General features: G+C 71.7%; 26 protein-coding genes. 13 read left to right on the top strand and 13 right to left on the bottom strand.

All coding sequences use genetic code 11. The features are described 5' to 3' along the window. The first annotated feature begins 1115 nt into the window (after window positions 1-1115). Together ACZ6TI_RS01845 and ACZ6TI_RS01840 are read left to right on the top strand one after the other, a co-directional pair. Window positions 1116-2336 (top strand): hypothetical protein, encoded by a 1221-nt coding sequence (locus ACZ6TI_RS01845; protein WP_465343071.1) that lies wholly within the window; start codon window positions 1116-1118, stop codon window positions 2334-2336. After that, window positions 2333-2920, top strand: a complete 588-nt coding sequence (locus ACZ6TI_RS01840) for a spherulation-specific family 4 protein (protein WP_465343070.1) — start codon at window positions 2333-2335, stop codon at window positions 2918-2920. The genes ACZ6TI_RS01845 and ACZ6TI_RS01840 overlap by 4 nt, the downstream gene beginning before the upstream one ends. Here the strand turns inward: ACZ6TI_RS01840 and mutM are convergent. The 9 genes from mutM to rsmD form a co-directional block, all read right to left on the bottom strand. Beyond that, window positions 2856-3710 (bottom strand): bifunctional DNA-formamidopyrimidine glycosylase/DNA-(apurinic or apyrimidinic site) lyase, encoded by an 855-nt coding sequence (mutM, locus tag ACZ6TI_RS01835; RefSeq protein ID WP_465343069.1) that lies wholly within the window; start codon window positions 3708-3710, stop codon window positions 2856-2858. The two genes, ACZ6TI_RS01840 and mutM, sit on opposite strands and share 65 nt — an antisense overlap. A 24-nt stretch (window positions 3711-3734) precedes the next feature. Next, window positions 3735-4898, bottom strand: a complete 1164-nt coding sequence (locus ACZ6TI_RS01830; RefSeq protein ID WP_465343068.1) for a mannosyltransferase family protein — start codon at window positions 4896-4898, stop codon at window positions 3735-3737. A gap of 2 nt (window positions 4899-4900) precedes the next feature. Further along, complete coding sequence (gene rnc / locus ACZ6TI_RS01825; protein ID WP_465343067.1) at window positions 4901-5662, bottom strand: ribonuclease III; 762 nt, start codon at window positions 5660-5662, stop codon at window positions 4901-4903. After that, window positions 5652-6623 carry a phosphate acyltransferase PlsX gene (locus ACZ6TI_RS01820; RefSeq protein ID WP_465343066.1) on the bottom strand — a complete coding sequence of 324 codons (972 nt, stop codon included), beginning with the start codon at window positions 6621-6623 and terminating at the stop codon, window positions 5652-5654. Before ACZ6TI_RS01820 ends, rnc begins: the two co-directional genes overlap by 11 nt. 70 nt (window positions 6624-6693) lie before the next feature. Next, on the bottom strand, window positions 6694-6867 hold the full coding sequence (gene rpmF, locus ACZ6TI_RS01815) for a 50S ribosomal protein L32 (RefSeq protein ID WP_364107323.1): 174 nt from the start codon (window positions 6865-6867) through the stop codon (window positions 6694-6696). A gap of 5 nt (window positions 6868-6872) precedes the next feature. Continuing rightward, complete coding sequence (locus ACZ6TI_RS01810) at window positions 6873-7436, bottom strand: YceD family protein (RefSeq protein ID WP_465343065.1); 564 nt, start codon at window positions 7434-7436, stop codon at window positions 6873-6875. Between the two features lie 106 nt (window positions 7437-7542). Beyond that, entirely contained in the window at window positions 7543-8040 is a 498-nt protein-coding gene (locus ACZ6TI_RS01805) for a hypothetical protein (protein WP_465343064.1), read from the bottom strand. 107 nt (window positions 8041-8147) lie between these two features. Beyond that, window positions 8148-8627 carry a pantetheine-phosphate adenylyltransferase gene (coaD, locus tag ACZ6TI_RS01800; protein WP_465343063.1) on the bottom strand — a complete coding sequence of 160 codons (480 nt, stop codon included), beginning with the start codon at window positions 8625-8627 and terminating at the stop codon, window positions 8148-8150. Next, a complete protein-coding gene (gene rsmD, locus ACZ6TI_RS01795) occupies window positions 8624-9199 on the bottom strand; it encodes a 16S rRNA (guanine(966)-N(2))-methyltransferase RsmD (RefSeq protein ID WP_465343062.1) in 576 nt (191 codons plus the stop codon). Before rsmD ends, coaD begins: the two co-directional genes overlap by 4 nt. Window positions 9200-9524: 325 nt before the next feature. Here rsmD and ACZ6TI_RS01790 point away from each other — a divergent pair, with 325 nt between their 5' ends. Together ACZ6TI_RS01790 and ACZ6TI_RS01785 are read left to right on the top strand one after the other, a co-directional pair. Then, a complete protein-coding gene (locus tag ACZ6TI_RS01790; RefSeq protein ID WP_465343061.1) occupies window positions 9525-10418 on the top strand; it encodes a hypothetical protein in 894 nt (297 codons plus the stop codon). A 67-nt stretch (window positions 10419-10485) separates the two neighbouring features. Further along, entirely contained in the window at window positions 10486-10872 is a 387-nt protein-coding gene (locus ACZ6TI_RS01785) for a hypothetical protein (protein WP_465343060.1), read from the top strand. Here the strand turns inward: ACZ6TI_RS01785 and ACZ6TI_RS01780 are convergent. Next, window positions 10842-11354, bottom strand: a complete 513-nt coding sequence (locus tag ACZ6TI_RS01780) for a protein-tyrosine phosphatase family protein (RefSeq protein ID WP_465343059.1) — start codon at window positions 11352-11354, stop codon at window positions 10842-10844. The genes ACZ6TI_RS01785 and ACZ6TI_RS01780 overlap by 31 nt on opposite strands. Window positions 11355-11485: 131 nt before the next feature. Between ACZ6TI_RS01780 and ACZ6TI_RS01775 the strand changes: the two genes are divergently transcribed. Next, window positions 11486-12580 carry a D-alanine--D-alanine ligase family protein gene (locus ACZ6TI_RS01775; protein ID WP_465343058.1) on the top strand — a complete coding sequence of 365 codons (1095 nt, stop codon included), beginning with the start codon at window positions 11486-11488 and terminating at the stop codon, window positions 12578-12580. On the opposite strand, the gene ACZ6TI_RS01770 is transcribed toward ACZ6TI_RS01775, so the two are convergent. Continuing rightward, entirely contained in the window at window positions 12577-13200 is a 624-nt protein-coding gene (locus ACZ6TI_RS01770; RefSeq protein ID WP_465343057.1) for a DUF3515 family protein, read from the bottom strand. The genes ACZ6TI_RS01775 and ACZ6TI_RS01770 overlap by 4 nt on opposite strands. A 2-nt stretch (window positions 13201-13202) precedes the next feature. Further along, window positions 13203-13436 carry an Lrp/AsnC ligand binding domain-containing protein gene (locus tag ACZ6TI_RS01765; protein WP_465343056.1) on the bottom strand — a complete coding sequence of 78 codons (234 nt, stop codon included), beginning with the start codon at window positions 13434-13436 and terminating at the stop codon, window positions 13203-13205. Between the two features lie 102 nt (window positions 13437-13538). Here ACZ6TI_RS01765 and ACZ6TI_RS01760 point away from each other — a divergent pair, with 102 nt between their 5' ends. Together ACZ6TI_RS01760 and ACZ6TI_RS01755 are read left to right on the top strand one after the other, a co-directional pair. After that, the gene (locus tag ACZ6TI_RS01760) at window positions 13539-14477 is read left to right on the top strand and encodes a thiamine-phosphate kinase (RefSeq protein ID WP_465343055.1); all 939 of its coding nucleotides are present in this window, start codon (window positions 13539-13541) and stop codon (window positions 14475-14477) included. A 10-nt stretch (window positions 14478-14487) separates the two neighbouring features. Beyond that, the gene (locus ACZ6TI_RS01755; RefSeq protein ID WP_465343054.1) at window positions 14488-14937 is read left to right on the top strand and encodes a GNAT family N-acetyltransferase; all 450 of its coding nucleotides are present in this window, start codon (window positions 14488-14490) and stop codon (window positions 14935-14937) included. A 54-nt stretch (window positions 14938-14991) separates the two neighbouring features. Here ACZ6TI_RS01755 and rpmB read toward each other — a convergent pair whose 3' ends face one another. After that, a complete protein-coding gene (gene rpmB / locus ACZ6TI_RS01750) occupies window positions 14992-15183 on the bottom strand; it encodes a 50S ribosomal protein L28 (RefSeq protein ID WP_465343053.1) in 192 nt (63 codons plus the stop codon). A 155-nt stretch (window positions 15184-15338) separates the two neighbouring features. Here rpmB and ACZ6TI_RS01745 point away from each other — a divergent pair, with 155 nt between their 5' ends. From ACZ6TI_RS01745 to ACZ6TI_RS01720, 6 genes are all read left to right on the top strand, one after another. Next, the gene (locus ACZ6TI_RS01745; protein ID WP_465343052.1) at window positions 15339-16964 is read left to right on the top strand and encodes a DAK2 domain-containing protein; all 1626 of its coding nucleotides are present in this window, start codon (window positions 15339-15341) and stop codon (window positions 16962-16964) included. Between the two features lie 59 nt (window positions 16965-17023). After that, window positions 17024-19210 carry an ATP-dependent DNA helicase RecG gene (gene recG, locus ACZ6TI_RS01740; RefSeq protein ID WP_465343522.1) on the top strand — a complete coding sequence of 729 codons (2187 nt, stop codon included), beginning with the start codon at window positions 17024-17026 and terminating at the stop codon, window positions 19208-19210. Continuing rightward, window positions 19207-19548 (top strand): DUF952 domain-containing protein, encoded by a 342-nt coding sequence (locus tag ACZ6TI_RS01735; RefSeq protein ID WP_465343051.1) that lies wholly within the window; start codon window positions 19207-19209, stop codon window positions 19546-19548. The genes recG and ACZ6TI_RS01735 overlap by 4 nt, the downstream gene beginning before the upstream one ends. A gap of 65 nt (window positions 19549-19613) precedes the next feature. Beyond that, on the top strand, window positions 19614-20114 hold the full coding sequence (locus tag ACZ6TI_RS01730) for a DEAD/DEAH box helicase family protein (protein WP_465343050.1): 501 nt from the start codon (window positions 19614-19616) through the stop codon (window positions 20112-20114). Next, the gene (locus ACZ6TI_RS01725) at window positions 20084-20302 is read left to right on the top strand and encodes a hypothetical protein (protein ID WP_465343049.1); all 219 of its coding nucleotides are present in this window, start codon (window positions 20084-20086) and stop codon (window positions 20300-20302) included. Before ACZ6TI_RS01730 ends, ACZ6TI_RS01725 begins: the two co-directional genes overlap by 31 nt. Window positions 20303-20504: 202 nt before the next feature. Further along, a complete protein-coding gene (locus ACZ6TI_RS01720; protein ID WP_465343048.1) occupies window positions 20505-20675 on the top strand; it encodes a hypothetical protein in 171 nt (56 codons plus the stop codon). The last annotated feature ends 334 nt before the right edge of the window (window positions 20676-21009 follow it).

Raw genomic sequence — 21009 nt, 5'->3', positions numbered from 1 at the left:
TCGACAACCCGCTTCCCCACGGGAAGCAGAGCAAAGCGCCAGGCGACACCCTCCTCGACAACCCGCTTCCCCACGGGAAGCAGAGCAAAGCGCCAGGCGACACCCTCCTCGACAACCCGCTTCCCCACGGGAAGCAGAGCAAAGCGCCAGTCACCGCAATCCCCGGCGACGCGCTTCCCTGGGGGGAGCAGAGCAAAGCGGCGGCCGGGAGTGCTCACGTTGGGGCTAGGGGTGCTCGCGGTGAGGACGGTGAGCGCAGGTCGCTGGGGAGTCTGCTTGCCGAGCACCTCGCGGAATTGGAGGCCGAGCGCGCCGAGATCGGCCGCCTCGCCAACCCGGACGACCTTGGATCGGGAGATTGCGGCTCGACCGATATGTCGGAAGCGGCGGGCTTGCTGGGCCGTGACAGCGCGGCTGACCAGGTTGGAGGTGTGCGCCGGCCTCGGACGTCGCGTGCGCCTTCCTGGCCGCTTTCGACAGACGGTGAGACCGAGGGCGAGAGCGTTGCGCTCTTCTCCCTGGATCAAGTCAGTCCTGGCGATGACGCTTCGCTGCCGGCGCCCGGGACGCCTTCCCTGAATGGCAGGTCTCAGTCGCCGACCGACACCAACTCCGACGGATCTCCGCGGGCACTGGGGGCGGACACTGCACTGCGGACCGGTCCCGACCAGGACATGCGGCCATTAGCCGACGAGGGCGCGCGGAGCGGTCTGGATCTTGGGTTGTCGGCCGGCTCTGGGGCGGCGGATGTCGGGTCGGTGGCGGCAGGGGCTGGTGGGGGTGACGACGGGCGCGCGGGGCGCATGCCGGAGTGGCCTGCCGGGACGCCTTCGCAGGCGGTCACGCCGGTGGGGCAGAGGGTTCGGGCCGAGCCGGAAGCGGCTGAGGCTGAGGCTGAGGGTGGTGGGGCTGCGGGTGCGGGTGCGGGCGGTCGGGCTGGGGGTGGTGAGCCTGGGGACTCCTATCTGAGCTCTGCGGATCTTGCTGCCGGCCGGGAATCCGTGGCTGGACTGGCTGAACGGCTCGGGGACGATGTTGTGGACGCCGCTGATGTGGTGGCTGAGCTTGGGCGTCTCGGGGTTGTCGACGATGAGGGTGCGCGGGCTCGTTATGGGATGTCGCTGCACGGGGTCGGCGTCTCCGTGCTCACCCACCTGCAGCATCGGCGGGCGCAGCGCGGGGTTCGCCGGGCGCCTTCGCGGCGGCCCTATCTGACCGCGGCTCTGCTGCGTTGTGCGCTCTATCTTGGACCGCTCTCCGTTGCCGTCGCGGCTGCTTCCGTGCTGGCGAAGGTCGGGCCGCTCGTGCCCGCCGCGGTGCTGCTGCTCGGATGGAGTGCCGCGCAGGCGTTCACCAGCGCCGGCGCCAAGGTGGCCGGCAGTGCGGGGGCGGCGCCCGCGGCGCGGCTGGTCGGTGGTGGGTTCGTCGCGGCCGGTGGGGTCTGGGGCGCTCTCGTCTGGATGGCGCCGGCGGGGCTGCTCGGCGGGCATCGGATGCTGTCGCTGACCGTCGGGCTGGGCGGGCTGGCCGCGCTCGCCACGGTGACCGCCGCGCTGGTCACCCGCACCGAGGCGGCCGTCGTGCGGTGGTCGCTGCCGTGCTGGCTCCTCGGCGCGCTCAGCGTGGCCGGCACGCTCGGCGACGGGTGGGCCGCTCGGCTTCCGCTGGAGACGCTGCTGCCGGCCGCGATCGTGGTGGCCGCGGTACGCGCCTACCGCCCTGTGATCATGCGGCGGGTGCCGGGGCGGCCGCGGCTGGATCGGCGGGACGTGTGGCGCGGGGCCGGACACCTGGTGCTCGGTGCGGCGCAGGCCGGCTGCCTCATTCTGCTGTGGCGGGCCGGGCCGGGGCTGGGGGCGTTGCCGTTGCTGATCGCGGTGCCCGCGCTGGAGACGCTGGTGGGCTGGCACATGTTCCAGGTGGCGGCCGGGCTCGACCTTGCGGACAGCGACCGGAGTTATCGGCAGCACGTGCGCAGCATCGCGGTCACCACGGTGTCCGCGCTGCTGCCGCCGCTGGCCGCCGGGATCGCGCTGGCCGCCGCGGCGTACCGGTTGCCCTATGGGGTGGCGACCCGGGACGGGGTGCTCGCGCTCGCCGCGGGGACGCTGCTCGGCGGCGTGCTCGCGATCACCTTCCTGCTCGCCGCCCGGGGACGCACCGCGCTCGCCACGTCCCTCGCCGCCGCCGCGCCGTTGGCCATCGTGGGATGGCCGTTCGTGCCCGGGCCGGCCCTGGCGCCGCTGCCCGCCATCGTCGCGGTGCTGGCCGCGACCCACCTGCTCGGGCTGCTCGTCGTCGCCCACACCGCAGCGCAGATTCGGAGACCGTCGTGAAGACCCTTTTCCCGCCGTACGCCCACCCGTCCCCGGAACTGGCCCTGGACGCCGACACCTGGATCATCCAGGGGCGCCCGGGTCCGCGTGACTCGGTGCACCAGGTGCTCGGCCGGGTCGACCTCGACTGGGGTGGCCGTTCGCTGGCCGACGTGCTGGCCGACGTGGACAAGTGGCGCGAGGACGGTGTCGAGGGGCTGTTCCTGGACCGGGCGCCGGCCGGCGAGGGCGGCGTCGGGCCGGTGGCGCTGACCGTGCGGCTGGCGGCCCGCCGCGGACTGCACCGCGTGGTGCTCAACCCGGGAGTGCCGACGCACCCGCTCTACCGCGACCTGAACGTGCGGATCTGCACCTTCGACGGGCCGTGGTCGGCCTATCAGGGCTGGGACGGCGACGGGGTGCGGCCGGGCGACGGGCACATCGTGCACGGCGTGCCGACCGCGCTGCTCACCGCCGCCCGCCGGCTGATGGGCCGCCGCGGCGCCGGGTTCGGGCTGGCCACCGACGCCACGCCGTGGTTCAGCGAAGGGGACGCCGAGGGCGGGGCTGACAGCGCGGACAGCTGTACGACGAGCGGTTCATGAACTGCTCACGGCGCATCGGCGTGCCGCAGCGGTGACACGGTTCGCCCTCCCGCCCGTACGCGTTGAGTGATCTGTCGAAGTAGCCACTCTGGCCGTTGACGTCGACGTAGAGCGCGTCGAAGCTCGTGCCACCGGCCACGATCGCCTCGCCCAGCACGTCGCGCACGTGGGCCAGCAAGCGGCGGACGGCGGGCCTGGTCATCGCGTCGGTCGGGCGCGCGCCGTGCAGCTGGGCCCGCCACAACGCCTCGTCGGCATAGATGTTGCCGACCCCGGAGATCAGCGTCTGGTCGAGCAGCGCCCGCTTGATCTCGGTGTGCTTGCCGCGCAGCCGCGCCACGAACGCCTCGTCGTCGAAGAGCGGATCCATCGGGTCGCGGGCGATGTGCGCGATCTCGTCGGGCAGTTCGGCGCCGCCGTCCGAGACGGACAGTCCGCCGAACGTGCGCTGGTCGATGAAGCGCAGCTGCGGGCCGCCGTCGGTGAACGTGAAGCGCACCCGCAGATGGGGGCCGTCGTCCTTCTCGGCCGGCTCGATCAGCAGCTGGCCGCTCATCCCGAGGTGGCCGATGATCGCGTCGCCGGAGTCGAGCGGCAGCCAGAGGTATTTGCCGCGGCGGGACACGTCGAGGATGGTGCGGCCGCGCAGCATCGCGATGAAGTGCCCGTCGCCGGGCAGGTGGCGGCGGATCGCGCGGGGGTGGTGCACCTCGACGGTGTCGATGGTGCGGCCGGCCACCCATTTGGCCAGCCCCTGCCGGACGGTCTCCACCTCGGGAAGCTCGGGCACTGCGCCATCCTTAAAAAACGAGACTTACAGCGTGTAGGGCCAGACGACGACGAGATAGGCGCCGTACCAGAGGCCGAAAAGGGCCCACGCCGTGATCGCGAGCACCGCCACCCGGGGGCGGGCGCGGGCCGCGGCCACCATCGCGGGCATCAGCGTCAACAGTACGGGCAGCAGCAGCCGCGGCTTGGAGTGGTAGAACCCGGCCTGGCCGTAGACCAGGATCATGGCCAGCACCCCGTAGACGGCGAGCGGCGGCCACGGGCGGGCGGCCAGGCCCACGCCCGCGGCGGCCAAGGCGGCCAGCAGGATCAGGGCCACGCTGACCGGCACCCAGCCGTCGCCGGTGCTCAGCGTGCCGGCCACGAACGAGACCGTGCTGGCGCCGTAGTCGAAGGCGGTGCCCCAGCCGGCCGCCTGGATCCGGAACCACGCGTCCAGGTCACCGACCCGCAGCGCGACCCAGCCGAGATAGGCGGGCACCCCGGCCAGGGCGACGAGGGCGGCGACGATCGGTTTCCACGTACCCCCGTCGCCTGATGCTCTGGACTCGCGGACCGCGAGGGCGGCAGCGACCGCGAGCGCGACGGCGGCCGCGGCTCCGGTCGGGCGGGTCAGCGACGCGGCCAGGCCGAGCAGCCCGGCGGCCCACCACACCCGGCGGTGGGCGGCCGCCAGCATGCCGGCCACCAGGGCCAGGAAGAGCCCTTCGGAGTACGCCATGCTGAGCACCACCGAGACCGGCGCAGAACAGCAGATCGCCACCAGCGCCCAGCCCGCCCGGCGACTGTGCAGCGTCGTGCCGAGCAGGTGCAGGGCGACCGCGGCGGCCAGCGAGGCGAGCCAGCTCACCGCGATCGCGGCGGTGCCCGGATCGGCGCCGAGGGCCGCGAAGAACCGGATCAGCATCGGGTAGAGCGGGAAGAACGCCAGCTCGTTGGCCTCGAGCGCGCCGGTCTCGACGCCGAACGTGTAACCGTGCGGGTAACCGTCGACCGCCACCCGCAGGAACCAGCCGCCGTCCCAGACCAGCAGCCGCTGACGCAGCGTGTCGCTCTCGCCGGACGCCGCGGACAGCCAGATCAGCATGACGAACTGACCGACCCGGGTGAGCACCAGCAGGCCCGCGGCGATGGTCAGCCCACGCCAGCCGCCCGCCTTGACGAAAAGCGACTCGCGCTCGTCCTCCACGCCTACGCCAGGTGGCCGCCACCGGCGACGGCCGGCGGGGGCGGGGCGGACTCGGCCCGGTCGGTGAGGGTGCGCCAGGCGGCCGCGGCGGCGCGCTGCTCGGCCTGCTTCTTGCTGCGGCCGTCCGAGCCGCCGTACCGCTCGCCGGCCACCACCACCCAGGCGGTGAAGGTCTTGGCGTGATCCGGCCCGGCGTCGTCGATCACGTAGTCCGGCACGCCCAGGCCAAGCGCGGCGGTCAGTTCCTGCAGGCTGGTCTTCCAGTCCAGGGCGGCGCCGCGGCCGGCCGACTCGGCCATCAGCGGGTCGAACAGCCGGTGGATCACCTCGCCGGCGATGTCCAGGCCGTGCTCCAGATAGATCGCGCCGAGCAGCGCCTCGAGCGTGTCGGCCAGGATGCTGGCCTTGTCGCGGCCGCCGGTGGTCTCCTCGCCCTTGCCCAGCAGCAGGTGCGGGCCCAGGCCGTCGGGGCCGAGCATGCGGGCCACGTCGGCGAGCGCGTGCATGTTCACCACGCTGGCCCGCAGCTTGGCGAGCTGGCCCTCGGGCAGGTCCGGGTGGTTGTGGAAGAGCGCCGAGGTGATCACCACGCCGAGCACCGAGTCGCCGAGGAACTCCAGCCGCTCGTTCGTCGGCAGACCGCCGTTCTCGTACGCGTAGGAGCGGTGGGTCAGCGCGCGCTGCAGCAGGTCGGGCTCGAGTGACACCCCGAAGGCCTCCTCCAGCGGCTCAGTCGACGGCCGGTGCCTCTTGTCACTGCTCATCAATCACCTCGGGTTCGCTCATGAGGGCGGCGATGGCGGGCACCGCGCCCCGGCGGTGCAGGTCGGCGGCCAGCGCGATGCCGGCCGCGAGGTCGATGCCGGAAGCCGCGCCGTGGCAGACGACGACCGTGCCTCCGACGCCCAGCAGCACGGCCGCGCGCGGCACGTGTTCGGTGTTCGGCGGGCCGATCAGGGCATATGCCGTCTCCAGGCCCTTGAGCAGCACGTTTCCGGTGAAGCCGTCGGTGATCACGACGTCCGCGGGGCCGCCCGTCACCACGTCGTTGCCCTCGACCAGGCCGACGTAGCGGGCATCCCCCGGCAGACGCGTCTCGTGCAGCAGAGCGGGCATCGCCCGCCGGAGGCGGTCGCCCTTTCCCCGCTCGGTGCCGATGGTGAGCAGGCCCACGCGGGGCGCGGGCAGGGCGTGCACGATCTTCGCGTACGCGGCGCCGAGCCGGGCGTGCACGGTCAGCGCATGCTCGTCGGCGTCCACGGTGGCGCCCACGTCGAGCAGCACCACCCGTCCCGCGGCGGTGGGCAGCACGGCGGCGAGCGCCGGTCGGCGCACGCCGGGCCAGCGCCCGAAACCGAGCGCCGCGGAGGTGACCGTGGCGCCGGTGGACCCGGCCGAGACGACGGCGTCCGCCTCGCCCTGGGCCACGGCCAGCACGGCGGAGCGGACACCGGATTCGATCCAGCCGGTGTTGGCCTTGCCCGCCGGCCGGAAGGAGCCCTGACTGCCGACCGCCCGCACGCGGGAGCGATCGGCCGGATCGAGGGCAGCGATGACCTCGCCGGCCGCTTCGATCGGGCCGACGAGAAGCAACTGGACGGCCGGGTCGGCCTGGCAGGCGCGCAGAGCGCCGTCAACCACGACGGCGGGAGCTTGGTCCCCGCCGAGGAGGTCGACGGCGATCCGCGCGGTGCCCGGCTCCGGGACAGTCGACTGTCCGGTCACCGGTGCACCGGCTTCACGCCGCTGCTCAGGCACGACCCGCCCGGTGATTGGGCGAGTCACTCCTGGGCGCTCAGACCTCGAGGACCTGACGCCCGTTGTAGGTGCCGCAGACCGAGCAGGCCGTGTGCGGCAGCTTCGGCGACTTGCACTGCGGGCACGCCTGGGTGACGACCGCTGTCGCTTTCCAGTTGGCCCGGCGCGAGCGGGTGTTGCTGCGCGACATCTTGCGCTTGGGGACGGCCACGGTACCTACTCCTCGTTGTTCGTCAGGTTTTGCAAAGCGGCCCACCTCGGGTCGACGGCCTCGTGGCTGTGGTCAGCCGGGAGATCGGCGAGATGTGCCCCACACTCGGCGCACAACCCCGGGCAGTCCGGGCGGCACACCGGGGTGGTCGGCAGCGTGAGCACCACCGCATCCCGGAGAGCCGGTTCCAGGTCGAGCAGGTCGCCCTGCATCCGGCCGACCTCGTCCTCGTCGGTGGTCTCCTCGGTGGTGCTGTCCGCATATGCGTAAAGCTCCCCCAGAGTCACCTCGAAGGACTCGGAGATCTCGTCGAGGCAGCGACCGCACTCGCCGGTGAGCGAGCCGCGGACGGCGCCGCTGACATAGACACCCTCGGACACCGACGTGAGCATCAGATCGAGCTCGAGGTCGGAACCCTCCGGCACCTTGATCAGCTCGAGACCGAGGTCCGCCGGCGCCTGAGCCACCCGTTTCAGGGCACGCGTCGCCCCGGGCTGGCGCGGGAGTTTCGTCGTGTCGACGACCAGCGGCTGCCTGGGATCGAGGTGTTTCTTGGGTGACTTGGCCATAAGAATATTTCCAGCATGGATCCTCAGCCTTGAGCAAGGCCGACAGGAAAGGTTACCTGAGCTGGCGCCGGAGCGTCGAATCGGGTGCGCGCGCTCAGCCGGCCGCTCAGAAGGGCAGCGGGCGCTCCTGGTCCTCGCCCTGGAAGGTGCCGATCTCGCGCAGCGCGTGCATCTTGTCGCGGCCACGCTCTATCGACGCCAAGGCCCTGGTCAGGAACTGCTCGAAGTTGGCCAGCGCGGTGTCCACGTAATCGTCGACCTCCTCGCGCAGGCGCTGGGCCTCGGCGCGGGCCTCGGCGACCACCCGGGCGCCCTCGTGCTCGGCGGAGACGGTGATCTCGTTCACCGACACCAGCCGGGCGTGCTCGGTCTCACCCTCGCTGATGATCCGGTCGGCCTCGCGCTTGCCGGCGCCGATGATCTTGTCGCGCTCCTCCAGCAGGGCGGCCGCCCGGCGCAGGTCGCCGGGCAGCTCGGCGCGCAGCTCGTCGAGGATGGCGACCATCTCGCCCCGGTCGAACATGAAGTTCGTGCGGGACATCGGCACCGACCGTGCCGACTCCACCATGGCGATGATCTCATCGATGCGGTCGAGCGGATCCACCGGCGTTCAACTCCTGTCGTCACGCGCCCCACGCAGCGTGGTGCGATCACGTTACTGCGTAATCGGCCACTGCCCATGATGGGGTGCGCCCGGCGAGTCGGCTGGGCTCAACCCTGCCGCAGGCGTGTCACCAGGCGGTCGTGCACCATGTCCGGCACGTAGGTCGAGATGTCGCCACCCCACTTGGCCACCTCTTTGACCAGGCTGGACGACAGAAACGAGTGCTGCGGGTTGGTCGGCATGAACAGCGTCTCCACGCCGGACAGCCCGATGTTCATCTGCGCCATCTGCAACTCGTAGTCGAAGTCGCTGACCGCGCGCAGGCCCTTGACCACGACCGCTGCCTCCTGCGTGCGGCAGAAATCGACCAGCAGGCCGCGGAACGACTCGACCCGCACGTTGCCGTACGGCTCGGTCACCTCGCGGAGCATCTCGATGCGCTCGTCGATGGTGAAGAGGCCGGTCTTGTGCTGGTTGATCAGCACCCCGATGATCACCTCGTCGAAGAGCCGCCCGGCCCGGCCCACGATGTCGAGGTGACCGTTGGTGACCGGGTCGAAGGAGCCGGGGCAGACCGCACGTCTCATGATCGGCGACCGTACCAAAGGGTGGTCTCGCCGTAGCGGCGACTGCGCTCGGCTGTGATGCCGTCCACCCAGGTCAGAGGTGATCCTTTGGGCACCGCGCGGGTGGCCGCCTCGAGCGCCACCACCGCGTCCGGCGCGAGCCAGCCGTTGTCGATCAAGCCCCGTTGCAGGTTGAGCAGCTCGTCCTCGCCCAGGGCGTACGGCGGATCGGCGAAGACCACATCGAACGGACCGCCCTCCGGCGGCATCGCGACCACCTGGGCGACCTTGCCGATGACGAGCCGGGCGGACGCGCCGACCCGGAGCACGCCGATGTTCTCCCGGATCGCCCGGGACGCCTTGGCGTCGGCCTCCACCAGCAGGGCGAAGCTCGCTCCGCGTGACAACGCCTCCAGACCGACCGCGCCGGAACCGGCATAGAGGTCCGCGAATCGGGCGCCGTCCAGGTTTATCAGCGACTCAAGTGAGCTGAACAGCGCTTCTCGCACGCGATCGGAGGTGGGCCGGGTCTGTGAACCGGTTGGGGCGGACAGCCGCCGCCCACCGTGCGCACCGGCGATGATCCTGGTCATGGGGCTTCCCGTAGCACGCCACGACGCTACTTCACCACCCCCGGACGCCTTCCGTTGAGGTGAATTCCGTGGATGCGAAAAGCACCGAGGGAATCGAAGAAACGCCTCTCGGTATAACGAAGATCTCGGATCGGCAACGACACTCTTAAGCCGGCAACAGCGGTTTCCCAAATTCAGCGCAGTCAGTATGGTCACTGCCTGTTGCAGGTGACCGCGGTCTCCTGCCGACGACGTGGGGAGGCGTCGTCGCAAGGCTTCTCGTTCCCGCCGGCGATCGTTGGTCCTCCTTGCGCCGTACCCCTAAGTCCCCCTTTCAGGAGTACGCGTGAACCTGCTCACCACCAAGCTGCGCCGCACCACGGCAGTCCTCGCCGGTGCGTTCATCGGTCTGGCCGGAGCTGTGGCGATCGCCGCGCCCGCCAGCGCGCACGCCCCCACCGTCACCGGCACCGCGAGCTGCATCAAGGACGGCAAGTGGACCATCGACTGGTCCATCGGCAACGACTACGAGACGCCGGCCACGGTCAAGAAGATCACGGTGGCTCCCGAGGGCCTGACGCTCGAGGGTGACATCACCACCCCGGGCAAGGAGATCCCCGCCTTCTCCGACAAGAGCCCGGACGCACAGATCCACGGCTCCACCACCGTGACCGACCTGTCGCTCGAGTGGGTCAACATCCGGGTCCGGCTGCAGTGGCCCGACGGGCACGTGACCAAGCCCGAGGACGCCGCGACCTACCGGGTGAAGAAGCCCGACCTGTGCAAGCCGGACGACAACCCGTCGAATCCGCCGTCCAACCCGCCGTCGAACCCGCCGGCCGAGCCGGGCGCGCCGACTCCGATCGAGGAGCACGACTGCACCACGATCACGCTCGGCCTGGACAACCCGGAGGACGGCGAGGACATCACGCTGACCTTCAAGACCAGCAAGGGCGAGAGCCGCGAGCTCGAGATCAAGGCCGGCGAGAAGAAGACCACCAAGTTCTCGGCCTCCGAGGGCTTCACTGTCGAGATCGGCGCCAAGGGCCTCGAGGGCAGCACCACCGTCGAGTACCAGAAGCCCGAGGACTGTGCCTCCGGCGGCGGTGCCGGCAGCGGTGACCTGCCGCTGACCGGTGCGGCCGCGGGCAGCATCGCCGGTGGCGCCGCGGTGCTGCTGGTCGCGGGCGCCGTGCTCTTCATGGTGGCGCGCCGCCGCCGGGTGAAGTTCACCGCCTGATCGCACTGAACCCAGGGAGGGCGCGTCGGCCATCGGCCGGCGCGCCCTCCCCGTTTAGGTTGTGGGCGTGCAGTGGAGCAGTTTCAGCGGCGACGAGGTGGCGGCGCTCAGCCAGGGCGCGAGTTTCGCGGCCGAGCCCGGCGAGCGGGACTGCCCGTCCTGCGGCAATCGCCGGGTGCGGGCCTATCTGACCACTCCGCCGAAGGCGCGCCGGCCCACCCTGGTCAGCTACGTGTGGTGCTCGGCCTGCCGCAAGTTCGTCGGCACCCGGGCCGCGCATCCGGCCGGGCTGGTCTTCTCGGACCCCCTGGCGACGCTGTCACCGGCCGAGCGGCGGACGCTGGAGGGCAGCCTCACCGGCTTCCTCGCGCACCTGGACGCGCTCTGGGACACCGGCGTGCTGCCGCAGACGTTCGCGGCGGATCAGCCGCCGTGGGCGGCGGCGAACTCGTAGAGCCAGTGCCGCTGCGCCTCGGTGTCCGGCACCGGCAGGCCGCGGGCATCGCCGACCATGGCCAGCGCCTCCTCCGGGCCGACGCCGAGCATGACCAGCGTCACCGCGGCGAGCAGAGTGGACCGTCCGATGCCCGCGAAGCACTGGGTCACCACGAACCGCCCGGCGCGGACGTGCGCGGCCAGCCGGATGCCCAGCGCCACCGCGGCAGTGTCCTCGCGGATGTCGCGGGCGGCGGGCACGCCGCGGTCGGCGATCGGGAAGGAGTAATAGGTGATGCCCGCATCTGACGCGGCCCGGGCCACCTCGGTCAGGCCGAGCCGCTGATCCTCCGGCTCGGTCAGAGCGGACACGAAGACGTCCACCCCGGCACGGGCCAGCCCGGCCATCTCACCGGCCAGCAGATGCCCGCCGCGCGGATGCGCCATCGTCGCCAGCCGGCCCGGGCCGGGCCAGGCGATTACGTGCAGTGCCGGTCCCATGTACTCAGTGTCCTCTTTGCCTCGCCATCAGCTGTTCCGGCGGCCTCTGCCCCTCGCCTATTGCCTACGCAGAGTAGGGTCACCCCCGCACACCAACAGGCAGCGTAGCCATACACGAGAGGCCAATCCAGGTGTCGACCCCTCGAAAGATCCGCGTCGCCGTCATCTTCGGCGGTCGCAGCACCGAGCACGCCATCTCCTGCGTCAGCGCCGGGAGCATCCTGAACGCGCTCGACCCGGACCTCTACGACGTGGTTCCGGTCGGCATCACCCGCGACGGCGCCTGGGTGCTGGCCGGCGGCGACCCGAAGCGGCTGGCCATCGACGGCAAGCGGCTGCCCGAGATCACCACCGCCTCGGGTGAGGCGCTGGTGCTCGCCGCCGATCCCACCTCGGCCGACCTGATCATGCTGGGGGCGGGCGAGGGCGTGCGCTCGCTGGCCGGAGTGGACGTGGCGTTCCCCGCGCTGCACGGGGCATACGGCGAGGACGGCACCATCCAGGGCCTGCTCGAGATGGCCGAGATCCCCTACGTGGGGGCGAACGTGTTCGCGTCGGCGGCGGCGATGGACAAGGAGTTCACCAAGAAGCTGGCCGCGGCCGAGGGCATCCCGGTGGGGGCCTATGCGGTGCTGCGGGCCGGCGCCTCACTGTCCGACGCGGACAAGGAGCGGCTCGGGCTGCCGGTGTTCGTGAAGCCGGCGCGGGCCGGGTCCTCGTACGGGATCACCAAGGTCTCCGACTGGGACGACCTGGACGCGGCCGTCGCCACGGCCCGGGAGATCGACCCCAAGGTGCTGGTCGAGGCCGCGATCGTGGGCAGCGAGATCGAGTGCGGGGTGCTGGAGGGCGAGGCGGGTGGCGCGCCCGAGGCGTCGCTGCTGGCCGAGATCCACGTGGAGGAGCACGAGTTCTACGACTTCGAGGCGAAATATCTCGAAGGCTCGACGTTCGACATCCCGGCCAAGCTGGCGCACGACGTCACCGCGAAGGTGCAGGAATATGCCCGGCGCACCTTCACCGCGCTGGACTGCGCCGGGCTGGCCCGGGTCGACTTCTTCGTGACCGCGGACAACGAGATCTTCCTCAACGAGATCAACACGATGCCGGGCTTCACGCCGACCTCGATGTTCCCGCAGATGTGGGCGGCCACCGGCCTGGAATATCCCAAGGTGGTCGACCGGCTGATCCGCACCGCGCTGCGCCGCGGATCAGGCCTGCACTAGCCGCTGCAGCCGGTCGGCACGCCGGTGGTGCGGGACTTGACCGTCTCCACCACCGTGTCGGAGAACTCGTTCGCCCACTGCGCCGGGTTCTCCAGCCCGGCCGGCACGGTGACCTGCACGGCCACCTCGCGGTCCATGGTGGTGAAGACGGCGCCGGTGGGCTCCTGTTTGCCATACCAGCAGACCCTGTTCATGATCAGCAGGTCGGCGTCCAGCGGCACGCAGCCCGGCCCCGGTGTCACCGTCTCGCACATCTTCGGCAGCGCCACGCCGCAGGCCACGGTCAGCGCCGGCTCGCCGTAGGCCGCGTTCTGCTCCGGGCCCGCGGACACCTTGCGGGCCGGCCGGTCGCGGACCGTGGTGGGCAGCTGCGAGGTCACCGCGAGGCAGACCTGCGCGTCGCGCTCGGAGAGCTTGGGCGCGGCCATCTCGACCGGCGCCGACGGGATCACGGCGGGGGTGGTGGGTGTCGGCGCCGCGGCCGGCTCCGGCCGCCCGGACATGAAGAAGACCAGACCGACGACAACCGCGATGGGTACGGCCACCAGCGTCGCCCAGATCGCGGCCTTGCGCGTGACGTCGTCGGGCGGCGAAGGCTGACGGGTTTCCAGGTCGACCATGCTCAGAGATTTACCACGGAGCAGGTGAGTGTCCTCGTGATGCCCGGCACGTACTGGACTTTGCTCACAATCAACCGGCCGAGTTCGTCGACCGTGTGCGCCTCGGTCAGCACCACCACGTCATAGGGTCCGGTCACCGCGTCGACCCGGACGACTCCGGCGATTTTGTCGATCTGCGCGGCCACGTCACGGGCCTTTCCGACCTCCGTCTGGATGAGGATGTATGCCTGGACCACGACTGACTCCTATCCGACGGCGCGGGGTTTGCCCCGAACGTGAAAACTACCGTACGGATCGGCTCGGCAGCGGCACGCCATCGCAGAGGGAGAGAATCCGACGTGAGCATCGCCGAAACGGGCGAGTTCGGGCTGATCGGGCGGATCGTCGCGCGTCTCGGTGCCGGCCCCGCCGCCCTGCTCGGACCGGGTGACGACGCCGCCGTGGTGGCCGCCCCGGACGGGCGCGTGGTGGCGAGCACCGACGTGCTGGTCGAGGGCCGGCACTTCCGCCGGGACTGGTCGACCGCGACCGACGTGGGCCATCGGGCCGCCGCCGCCAACCTCGCCGACATCGCCGCGATGGGCGCCGCCCCGACCGCGCTCTTGGTGGCGCTGGTGGCGCCGACCGACCTGGACGCGGGCTGGGCCGAGGACCTGGCCGGCGGGCTGTCCGCGGAGGCCGCGCTGGTCGGCGCGAGCGTGGTCGGCGGCGACGTGTCCGCCGGGCCCACGCTGACCATCTCGGTCACCGCGCTGGGCGACCTGGGTGGCCACTCGCCCGTGGTGCGGGGCGGCGCCCAGCCGGGTGACGTGCTCGCGCTGGCCGGGCGCACCGGCTGGGCGGCGGCGGGGTACGCGATCCTGTCCCGGGGCTTCCGCACGCCGAAGGTGTTCGTCGAGGCGTACCGGAGGCCCGAGGTGCCCTATCCGGCCGGGGTGGCGGCGGCCGCGGCGGGCGCCACCTCGATGATCGACGTGTCGGACGGGCTGCTGCAGGATGTCGGGCACATCGCCGAGGGCAGCGTGGTGGGCATCGACGTGCGCAAGGAGACCTTCGTCATCCCGGATCAGATGCGGGATGCGGCCAGTGCGCTCGGGGTGGACCCGTACCTCTGGATCCTGGCCGGTGGGGACGACCACGCCCTGGCCGCGACCTTCCCGCCGGACACCGCGCTCCCGGAGGGCTTCTCGGTGATCGGCAGCGTGCACGAGGGCACCGGCGTGACCGTCGACCGCATGCCCTGGCAGGGCGGGACCGGCTGGGATCACTTCAGATAGGTTCGTCCGCGTGGAGATTCGAGAGATTCAGTTCGACACCCCGGAGGTGCGCAAGCTGGTCGCCGAGGCGCTCGGCGACCTCTCCGTGCGGTACGGCGGGACCGGCGACGACACCCCGGTGGCCGCGACCGACTTCGACCCGCCGGACGGCCGGTTCTTCGCGGCGGTGGACGGCGACGAGCTGATCGCCTGCGCGGGATGGCGCCGCCACGGCTCGGACGCCGAGCTCAAGCGCATGTTCACCACCCCGGCGGCGCGCGGGCGCGGGGTGGCGCGACGGCTGCTGGCGACGATCGAGGAGTCCGCGCGGGCGGCCGGGCTGAGCCGGGTCATCCTGGAGACCGGGGACCGGCAGCCCGAGGCGATCGGGCTCTATGAGTCCGCCGGATATGTCCGCATCCCCGACTTCGGCTACTACAAGGACGAAGAGGGCGTGCTGTCCTTCGCGAAGGACCTCTAGAAACGCACATAGCCCCTGAGCCCAGCTGGGCTCAGGGGCTGAGGTGACGCTGAATCAGGCGCGGACGACCTTGCCGGCCTTGATGCAGGAGGTGCAGACCTGCAGCTTCTTGGTCGTGCCACCACCGGCCGGGGTGCGGACCGACTGGATGTTCGGGTTCCAGCGGCGCTTGGTCCGCCGGTGGGAGTGGGACACGTTGTTGCCGAAGCCAGGCCCCTTGCCACAGACGTCGCACACGCTAGCCACGGGAATACTCCTGAGATTGAGAAACCGAGATCGCCGCGGCAGGTGGCCGCAGGCAACCGCACCAGATTACCCGATGCCCCGGGCGACCAGCTAATCGCCCCGGACCGGGCGTCGGCAGGCGCGGAATTGTCGGAGTCCCTTAGTAAGGTCGAGGCGTGCTGGAAACGCTGGACGACGCCGCTGTGCACCGCTGGTGCGGCAGCAGCCTGGCCGCGCTCCGGGCGCACCAGCACGAGATCGACGAGCTCAATGTCTATCCGGTGCCCGACGGCGACACCGGCACCAACCTGGTGCTCACGCTGACCTCGGCGGCCGAGGCCCTTCAGGAGATGTCCACCGCCCCGTCCGAGGACGGCACGCCGCTGGGGCGGGCGATGCGCCGGATGGCCCGTGGTGCGCTGCTCGGCGCCCGGGGCAACTCCGGCGTGATCGTGTCGCAGATCCTGCGCGGCATGGCCGACTCGTTCGCCACCGCGGTCGCGGTGCGCGGCGGCGAGCTGGCCCGGGCGCTGCGCACGGCGAGCGAGGCGGCCTATGCGGCGGTGGCCCGCCCGGTCGAGGGCACGGTGCTCTCGGTGGTGGCGGCCGCGGCCGAGGCGGCCGGCCGGATCAAGTCCGACGACCTGCTGGCGGTCGCCAAGGCCGCGGCCCGGGCGGCCGCCGAGGCGCTGGCCAAGACCCCGCAGCAGCTGCCGGTGCTGGCCCGCGCCGGGGTGGTCGACGCCGGCGGGCGCGGCCTGTGCCTGGTGCTCGACGCGCTGGTCGACGCGCTCAGCAGCAGCACGCCGCCCGCGGCGATCGCCGCGGGCGAGGTGATGCCGATCGAGCGCGCGGTGGAGAAGACGCAGTTCGGTTATGAGGTGCAATACCTGCTCGACGCCTCTCCGCCGGCGGTCGAGACACTGCGCGCCCGGCTCGACGAGCTGGGCGACTCGCTGGTCGTGGTGGGCACCGGCGACGGCACGCCCCCGACGTGGAACGTGCACGTGCACGTCGACGACATCGGCGCGGCGATCGAGGCCGGCATCGAGGCCGGCCGGCCGCACCGGATCGCGGTCACCCGTCTGGAGGACCGCCTCCACGACCACGACCACCATCGCCGGGTGACCGACCCGCCGCTGATCAACCCCGACGGCCGCGGCGCGGTCGTGGTCGCGGCCGGCGAGGGACTGGCCGCGCTGTTCAGCGCCGAGGGCGCGACCGTGGTCGACCGCAACCCGTCGATCGCCGAGATGATCGCCGCGATCACCGCGACCGCGGCGGGCAGCGTGGTGCTGCTGCCCAACGACGCGAACACGCACGCGGTGGCGCGCAACGCGGCCCGTGAGGCGAGCGAGAGCGGCGTCCGGGTCAGCGTGGTGCCGACCAGTTCGCCGGTGCAGGCGCTGGCCGCGCTGGCGGTGCGCGACGACGGCCGCACCTTCGCCGACGACGTGATCGCGATGGCCGAGGCGGCCGGCGCGTGCCGTTACGGCGAGGTGTGCACCGCCCAGCGCGAGGCGCTCACGGTGGCCGGGCGCTGCCGCCCGGGCGACCTGCTCGGGCTGGTCGAGGGCGAGGTGCACATCATCGGCGCGGACGTCATCGAGGTCGCCCGGCGACTGGTCGACCGGATGCTCGGCGGCGGCGGTGAGCTGGTCACGCTGGTGCTCGGCGCGGACGCACCGGCCACGCTGGAGCCGGCGTTGAGCGAGCACGTCGCCCAGTCCTGGCCGTTCGCCGAGCTGCAGGTCTACACCGGCGGGCAGCCGCGTTACCACCTCCTGGTAGGGGTCGAGTGAGCGAGACGCAGACGGCCACGACCACCACGACGCCGCTGAGCCAGGTGCTCGGCGAGCGGATGGCGAAGTCCTTCGCCGACCATCTCGATCTGCACACCGCGGGCGACCTGATCTATCACTTCCCCCGGCGTTACGACGAGCGCGGCGAGCACACCGACCTGCGCGACCTGCAGATCGGCGAGCAGGTCACGCTGCTGGCCCAGGTCAAGTCCACGACGGTGCGGCCGATGCGGGCGCGCAAGGGCTCGATGCTCGAGATCACCATCGGCGACGGGTCTGGCGCCACGCTCACCTGCACGTTCTTCAACCAGGCGTGGCGGGAGCGCGAGTTGCGCACCGGTCGGTGGGGGCTCTTCGCCGGCAAGGTGACCGATTTCCGGGGCAAGCGCCAGCTCAACGGCCCGGCCTACCAGTTGTTGCGGGCGGACGCGACGCAGGACGAGGCGGCCGAGGAGATCGAGGAGTTCGCCGGCAAAATGATCCCGGTCTATCCGGCGGCGCAGGCGGTGCCCACCTGGGTGATCGCCAAGCAGGTGGGCAAGCTGCTGGAGACGTTCCAGCCGCCGGACGATCCGCTGCCCGCCGCGACCCGGGCCAACCGCAACCTGATCGGCATCGGCACCGCGCTGCGCGAGATCCACCGGCCCAGCTCGGAGCCCGATCTGTTCCGGGCGAAATACCGGCTGAAGTGGGACGAGGCGTTCGCCGTCCAGCTCACCCTGGTGCAGCGCAAGGCCCGCGCGGCCGAGTCGCCCGGGCGCGCCCGGCCGCGCGCCGACGGCGGCCTGCTCGCGAGATTCGACGCTTCGCTGCCCTATCAGCTCACCGACGGTCAGCGCACGGTGGGCGAGGAGATCGCGGCCGATCTCGCCCGGCCCCACCCCATGCATCGGTTGCTGCAGGGTGAGGTCGGTTCCGGCAAGACCCTGGTTTCGGTACGCGCCATGCTGCAGGTCGTCGACGCCGGTGGGCAGGCGGCCCTGCTCGCCCCCACCGAGGTGCTCGCCATCCAGCACTTCCGGGGCATCAGCGCCCAGCTCGGCGCGCTCGGCCGGGCCGGCGAGCTCGACGGCGACCCGGCCGGCACCCAGCTCACCCTGGTCACCGGTTCGCTCGGGGCGGCCGCCCGGCGCGCGGCCCTGGCCAAGGTGGCGGACGGCACCGCTGGCATCGTGATCGGCACCCACGCGCTGCTCTATGAGGGCGTGGACTTCCACGATCTCGGCCTGGTCGTGGTCGACGAGCAGCACCGCTTCGGCGTCGAGCAGCGCGACGCGTTGCGCGCCAAGGCCGCCCAGCCGCCGCACGTGCTGGTGATGACCGCGACGCCGATCCCGCGCACGGTCGCCATGACCGTCTATGGCGACCTGGAGACGTCGACGCTGTCCGAGTTGCCGCGCGGCCGGTCGCCGATCGCGTCGCACGTGGTGCCGGCGCTGGAGAAGCCGGCCTTCCTCGACCGGGCCTGGCGCCGGGTGCGCGAGGAGGTGCAGGCCGGCCATCAGGCCTATGTGGTGTGTCCCCGGATCGGCGACTCCGGCGCGACCGATGAGGACGAGGAGCCGCCCGGAGGCTCTGCCTTCAGTCCGGACAGGGGCGGCGGTGGGGCTGCGGACGGCGACCCCGCTCGCCGCCCTCCTCTGGCGGTGACCGAGGTGGCGCCGATCCTGGCCGAGGGGCCGTTGCACGGGCTGCGCCTCGGGGTGCTGCACGGCAAGCTGCCCACCGACGAGAAGGACGCGGTGATGCGGTCGTTCGCGGCCGGCAAGCTCGACGTGCTGGTCGCCACCACGGTGATCGAGGTCGGCGTGGACGTGCCGAACGCCACTATCATGATCATCATGGACGCCGACCGCTTCGGGGTGTCCCAGCTGCACCAGCTGCGCGGCCGGGTCGGCCGGGGTTCGGCGCCCGGCATCTGCCTGCTGGTCAGCGAGGCGGTCGAGGGTTCGGCGGCGCGCGACCGGCTGGAGGCGGTGGCGTCCACGACGGACGGTTTCAAGCTCTCCGAGATCGACCTGGAGCAGCGCCGCGAGGGCGACGTGCTGGGCGCGTCCCAGTCCGGGAAGCACTCCCACCTGAGGTTGCTGTCACTGCTGCGCGACGCCAAGCTGATCACAGACGCCCGCGCCGAAGCCACCGAACTGGTCGGCGACGACCCGACCCTGGCCCGACATCCGGCACTGGCGGCATCGGTGGCCGCGCTGGTCGACGAGGAACGCGCCGAGTTCTTGGAAAAAGGATGATCTACCACTTCTGCCCGCGAGCCGACTGGACCGCGACGGGCGACACGTATACGGCGGAAAGCCTGCAGACGCAGGGCTTCATCCACTGCTCGTCCCGCGATTGGGTCCATCGGTCGGCGAGCCTGCGGGCCCGCGGCCGGGACGATCTGGTGGTCCTGGAGATCGACGAGTCCCGGGTCCCGGCCCGAACGGTCTGGGAAGACGGCGATCCCCCGCAGCCGGACGGCCGCCAGTTCCCCCATGTTTACGGTCCGATCCCGGTCACCGCGGTGGTTGCGGTCCTCGACCTCCCGCCGACCGAGGACGGCACCTTCGCCCCTCTCCCCGATGACGGCTGAGGGGCTGGTCGCCGTTGCGGCAGGACGGTCCTGAGGCGAGAGACCAGGAGGTGAGCGGCGCCGGGATGAGCGGCGCGGAAAGCGAGACGGCGGGAGCGAACTCAAGCGGCGCGGGCGGTGCGAACCCGAGCGGCGCGGCGGGCGCGAACGCGAGCGGCGTCGCTCGCCCGAACATCGCAGCGAGCACGGACGACACAATCTTCACTGCCGCAGCCACCGCGGACGACACGAACAACGCGAGCCCGAGCGGCGTGGGTGGGCTGGCCGGGAGCGGTCTGGATGTCAGTGGCGGGGCGCGCGTGGTGCTGATCACCGGGATGTCCGGGGTGGGGAAGTCGACCGTGCTGGCCGAGTTGGGGCGCCGCGGGCATCGGGTGGTGGACACCGACTACGGCGACCTGGCGGTGGAGACCGACGGCGGGCAGGTGTGGCGTGAGGACCGCATCGGTGCGCTGCTGGACGGGCACGTGAGCGGGACGTTGTTCCTGGCCGGACGGTCCCCAACCAGGGCCGGTTCTATCCGCGCTTCCACGCGGTGGTGCTGCTCACCGCACCCCTCGACGTGATGCTGGCGCGGGTGCGGGCGCGCACGACCAATCCGTTCGGCTCGACCGCGGAGCAACGCGAACGAATCACCCGCGACACCACAGAGGTCGAACCGCTCCTCCGCGCGACCGCCACCACCGAGATCGACACCCGCCGCCCACCGTCCGAGGTGGCCGACCAGCTCGAAGCTCTCGCCGCTCAGAACTGACCGCAACAGACGAGACCGACCGACCAGCCGCCGGCGCGCGACGTCCCGCCGAGATCAACTTGCGCCGCCACCGGTCCAAGCTGCCGGACGCCCTCGCACCCCAACTCACCGCACCCGACGAAGCCGACCGCCTCGTCGCCGACGCTCCATCGGATCCTCATGCCGCCCGAGCATCAGTGCGGACCTTGGCAATGGTCCGCTGATGGCGGCGCGGCGCGAGCGGCCCGACGGACCCGATTCGGCGCGGCTGGGAAACACCGCGAAGTCACCCGCGGCACCGTCGAGTTCGGTCCTCCGCGCGACCGCCGCCGCTCAGATCGGCGACGCTCGCCGGTCCGGGCTGGCCGACGAACTCGAAAACCTTGCCACCTGACCGTCATCGGCGCGATCTTGGCCGTCGTCTCTGATGTCGGCGGCAGTCCGAGTACCCTCCGAAATCCATTCGGCCGACCCTTCGAGACAAACAGACGCATCAACCCCAGCAAGATCTCATCGGATGCCAGCGTGATGGGCGTGCCACCGCAGCTCGGTGGGTGACCCTGCCCGCCGACCGGGCGCCCGAGACCGCGAGCGGAAAGCCCGGCGCGATCCGCCCGGGCACGGCCAGATCCGCTGCGCCAACAGCCACTACTCCAGAGCCGGACCGAGGCGATCAGTGCAGAGTGGCCGGCCGGGGGTCGCGGTGGTGGCGGGCAACCGTCACGATG

This window comes from Actinoplanes sp. NPDC051388 (assembly GCF_055586225.1).
Note: the sequence above shows the minus strand (reverse complement) of the source record. Positions and strands in the feature narration are given on the sequence as shown.

What these genes read in the sequence shown, in the direction of transcription:
- ACZ6TI_RS01730 (WP_465343050.1), top strand. Translation starts at nt 19,614, where the DNA reads ATGAGCGGCGCGGAAAGCGAGACGGCGGGAGCGAACTCAAGCGGCGCG.
- rnc (WP_465343067.1), bottom strand. Translation starts at nt 5,662, where the DNA reads ATGAGCAGTGACAAGAGGCACCGGCCGTCGACTGAGCCGCTGGAGGAG.
- ACZ6TI_RS01720 (WP_465343048.1), top strand. Translation starts at nt 20,505, where the DNA reads ATGGCGGCGCGGCGCGAGCGGCCCGACGGACCCGATTCGGCGCGGCTG.
- coaD (WP_465343063.1), bottom strand. Translation starts at nt 8,627, where the DNA reads ATGAGACGTGCGGTCTGCCCCGGCTCCTTCGACCCGGTCACCAACGGT.
- ACZ6TI_RS01845 (WP_465343071.1), top strand. Translation starts at nt 1,116, where the DNA reads ATGTCGCTGCACGGGGTCGGCGTCTCCGTGCTCACCCACCTGCAGCAT.
- rsmD (WP_465343062.1), bottom strand. Translation starts at nt 9,199, where the DNA reads ATGACCAGGATCATCGCCGGTGCGCACGGTGGGCGGCGGCTGTCCGCC.
- ACZ6TI_RS01735 (WP_465343051.1), top strand. Translation starts at nt 19,207, where the DNA reads ATGATCTACCACTTCTGCCCGCGAGCCGACTGGACCGCGACGGGCGAC.
- ACZ6TI_RS01810 (WP_465343065.1), bottom strand. Translation starts at nt 7,436, where the DNA reads ATGGCCAAGTCACCCAAGAAACACCTCGATCCCAGGCAGCCGCTGGTC.
- ACZ6TI_RS01780 (WP_465343059.1), bottom strand. Translation starts at nt 11,354, where the DNA reads ATGGGACCGGCACTGCACGTAATCGCCTGGCCCGGCCCGGGCCGGCTG.
- ACZ6TI_RS01770 (WP_465343057.1), bottom strand. Translation starts at nt 13,200, where the DNA reads ATGGTCGACCTGGAAACCCGTCAGCCTTCGCCGCCCGACGACGTCACG.
- recG (WP_465343522.1), top strand. Translation starts at nt 17,024, where the DNA reads ATGGCGAAGTCCTTCGCCGACCATCTCGATCTGCACACCGCGGGCGAC.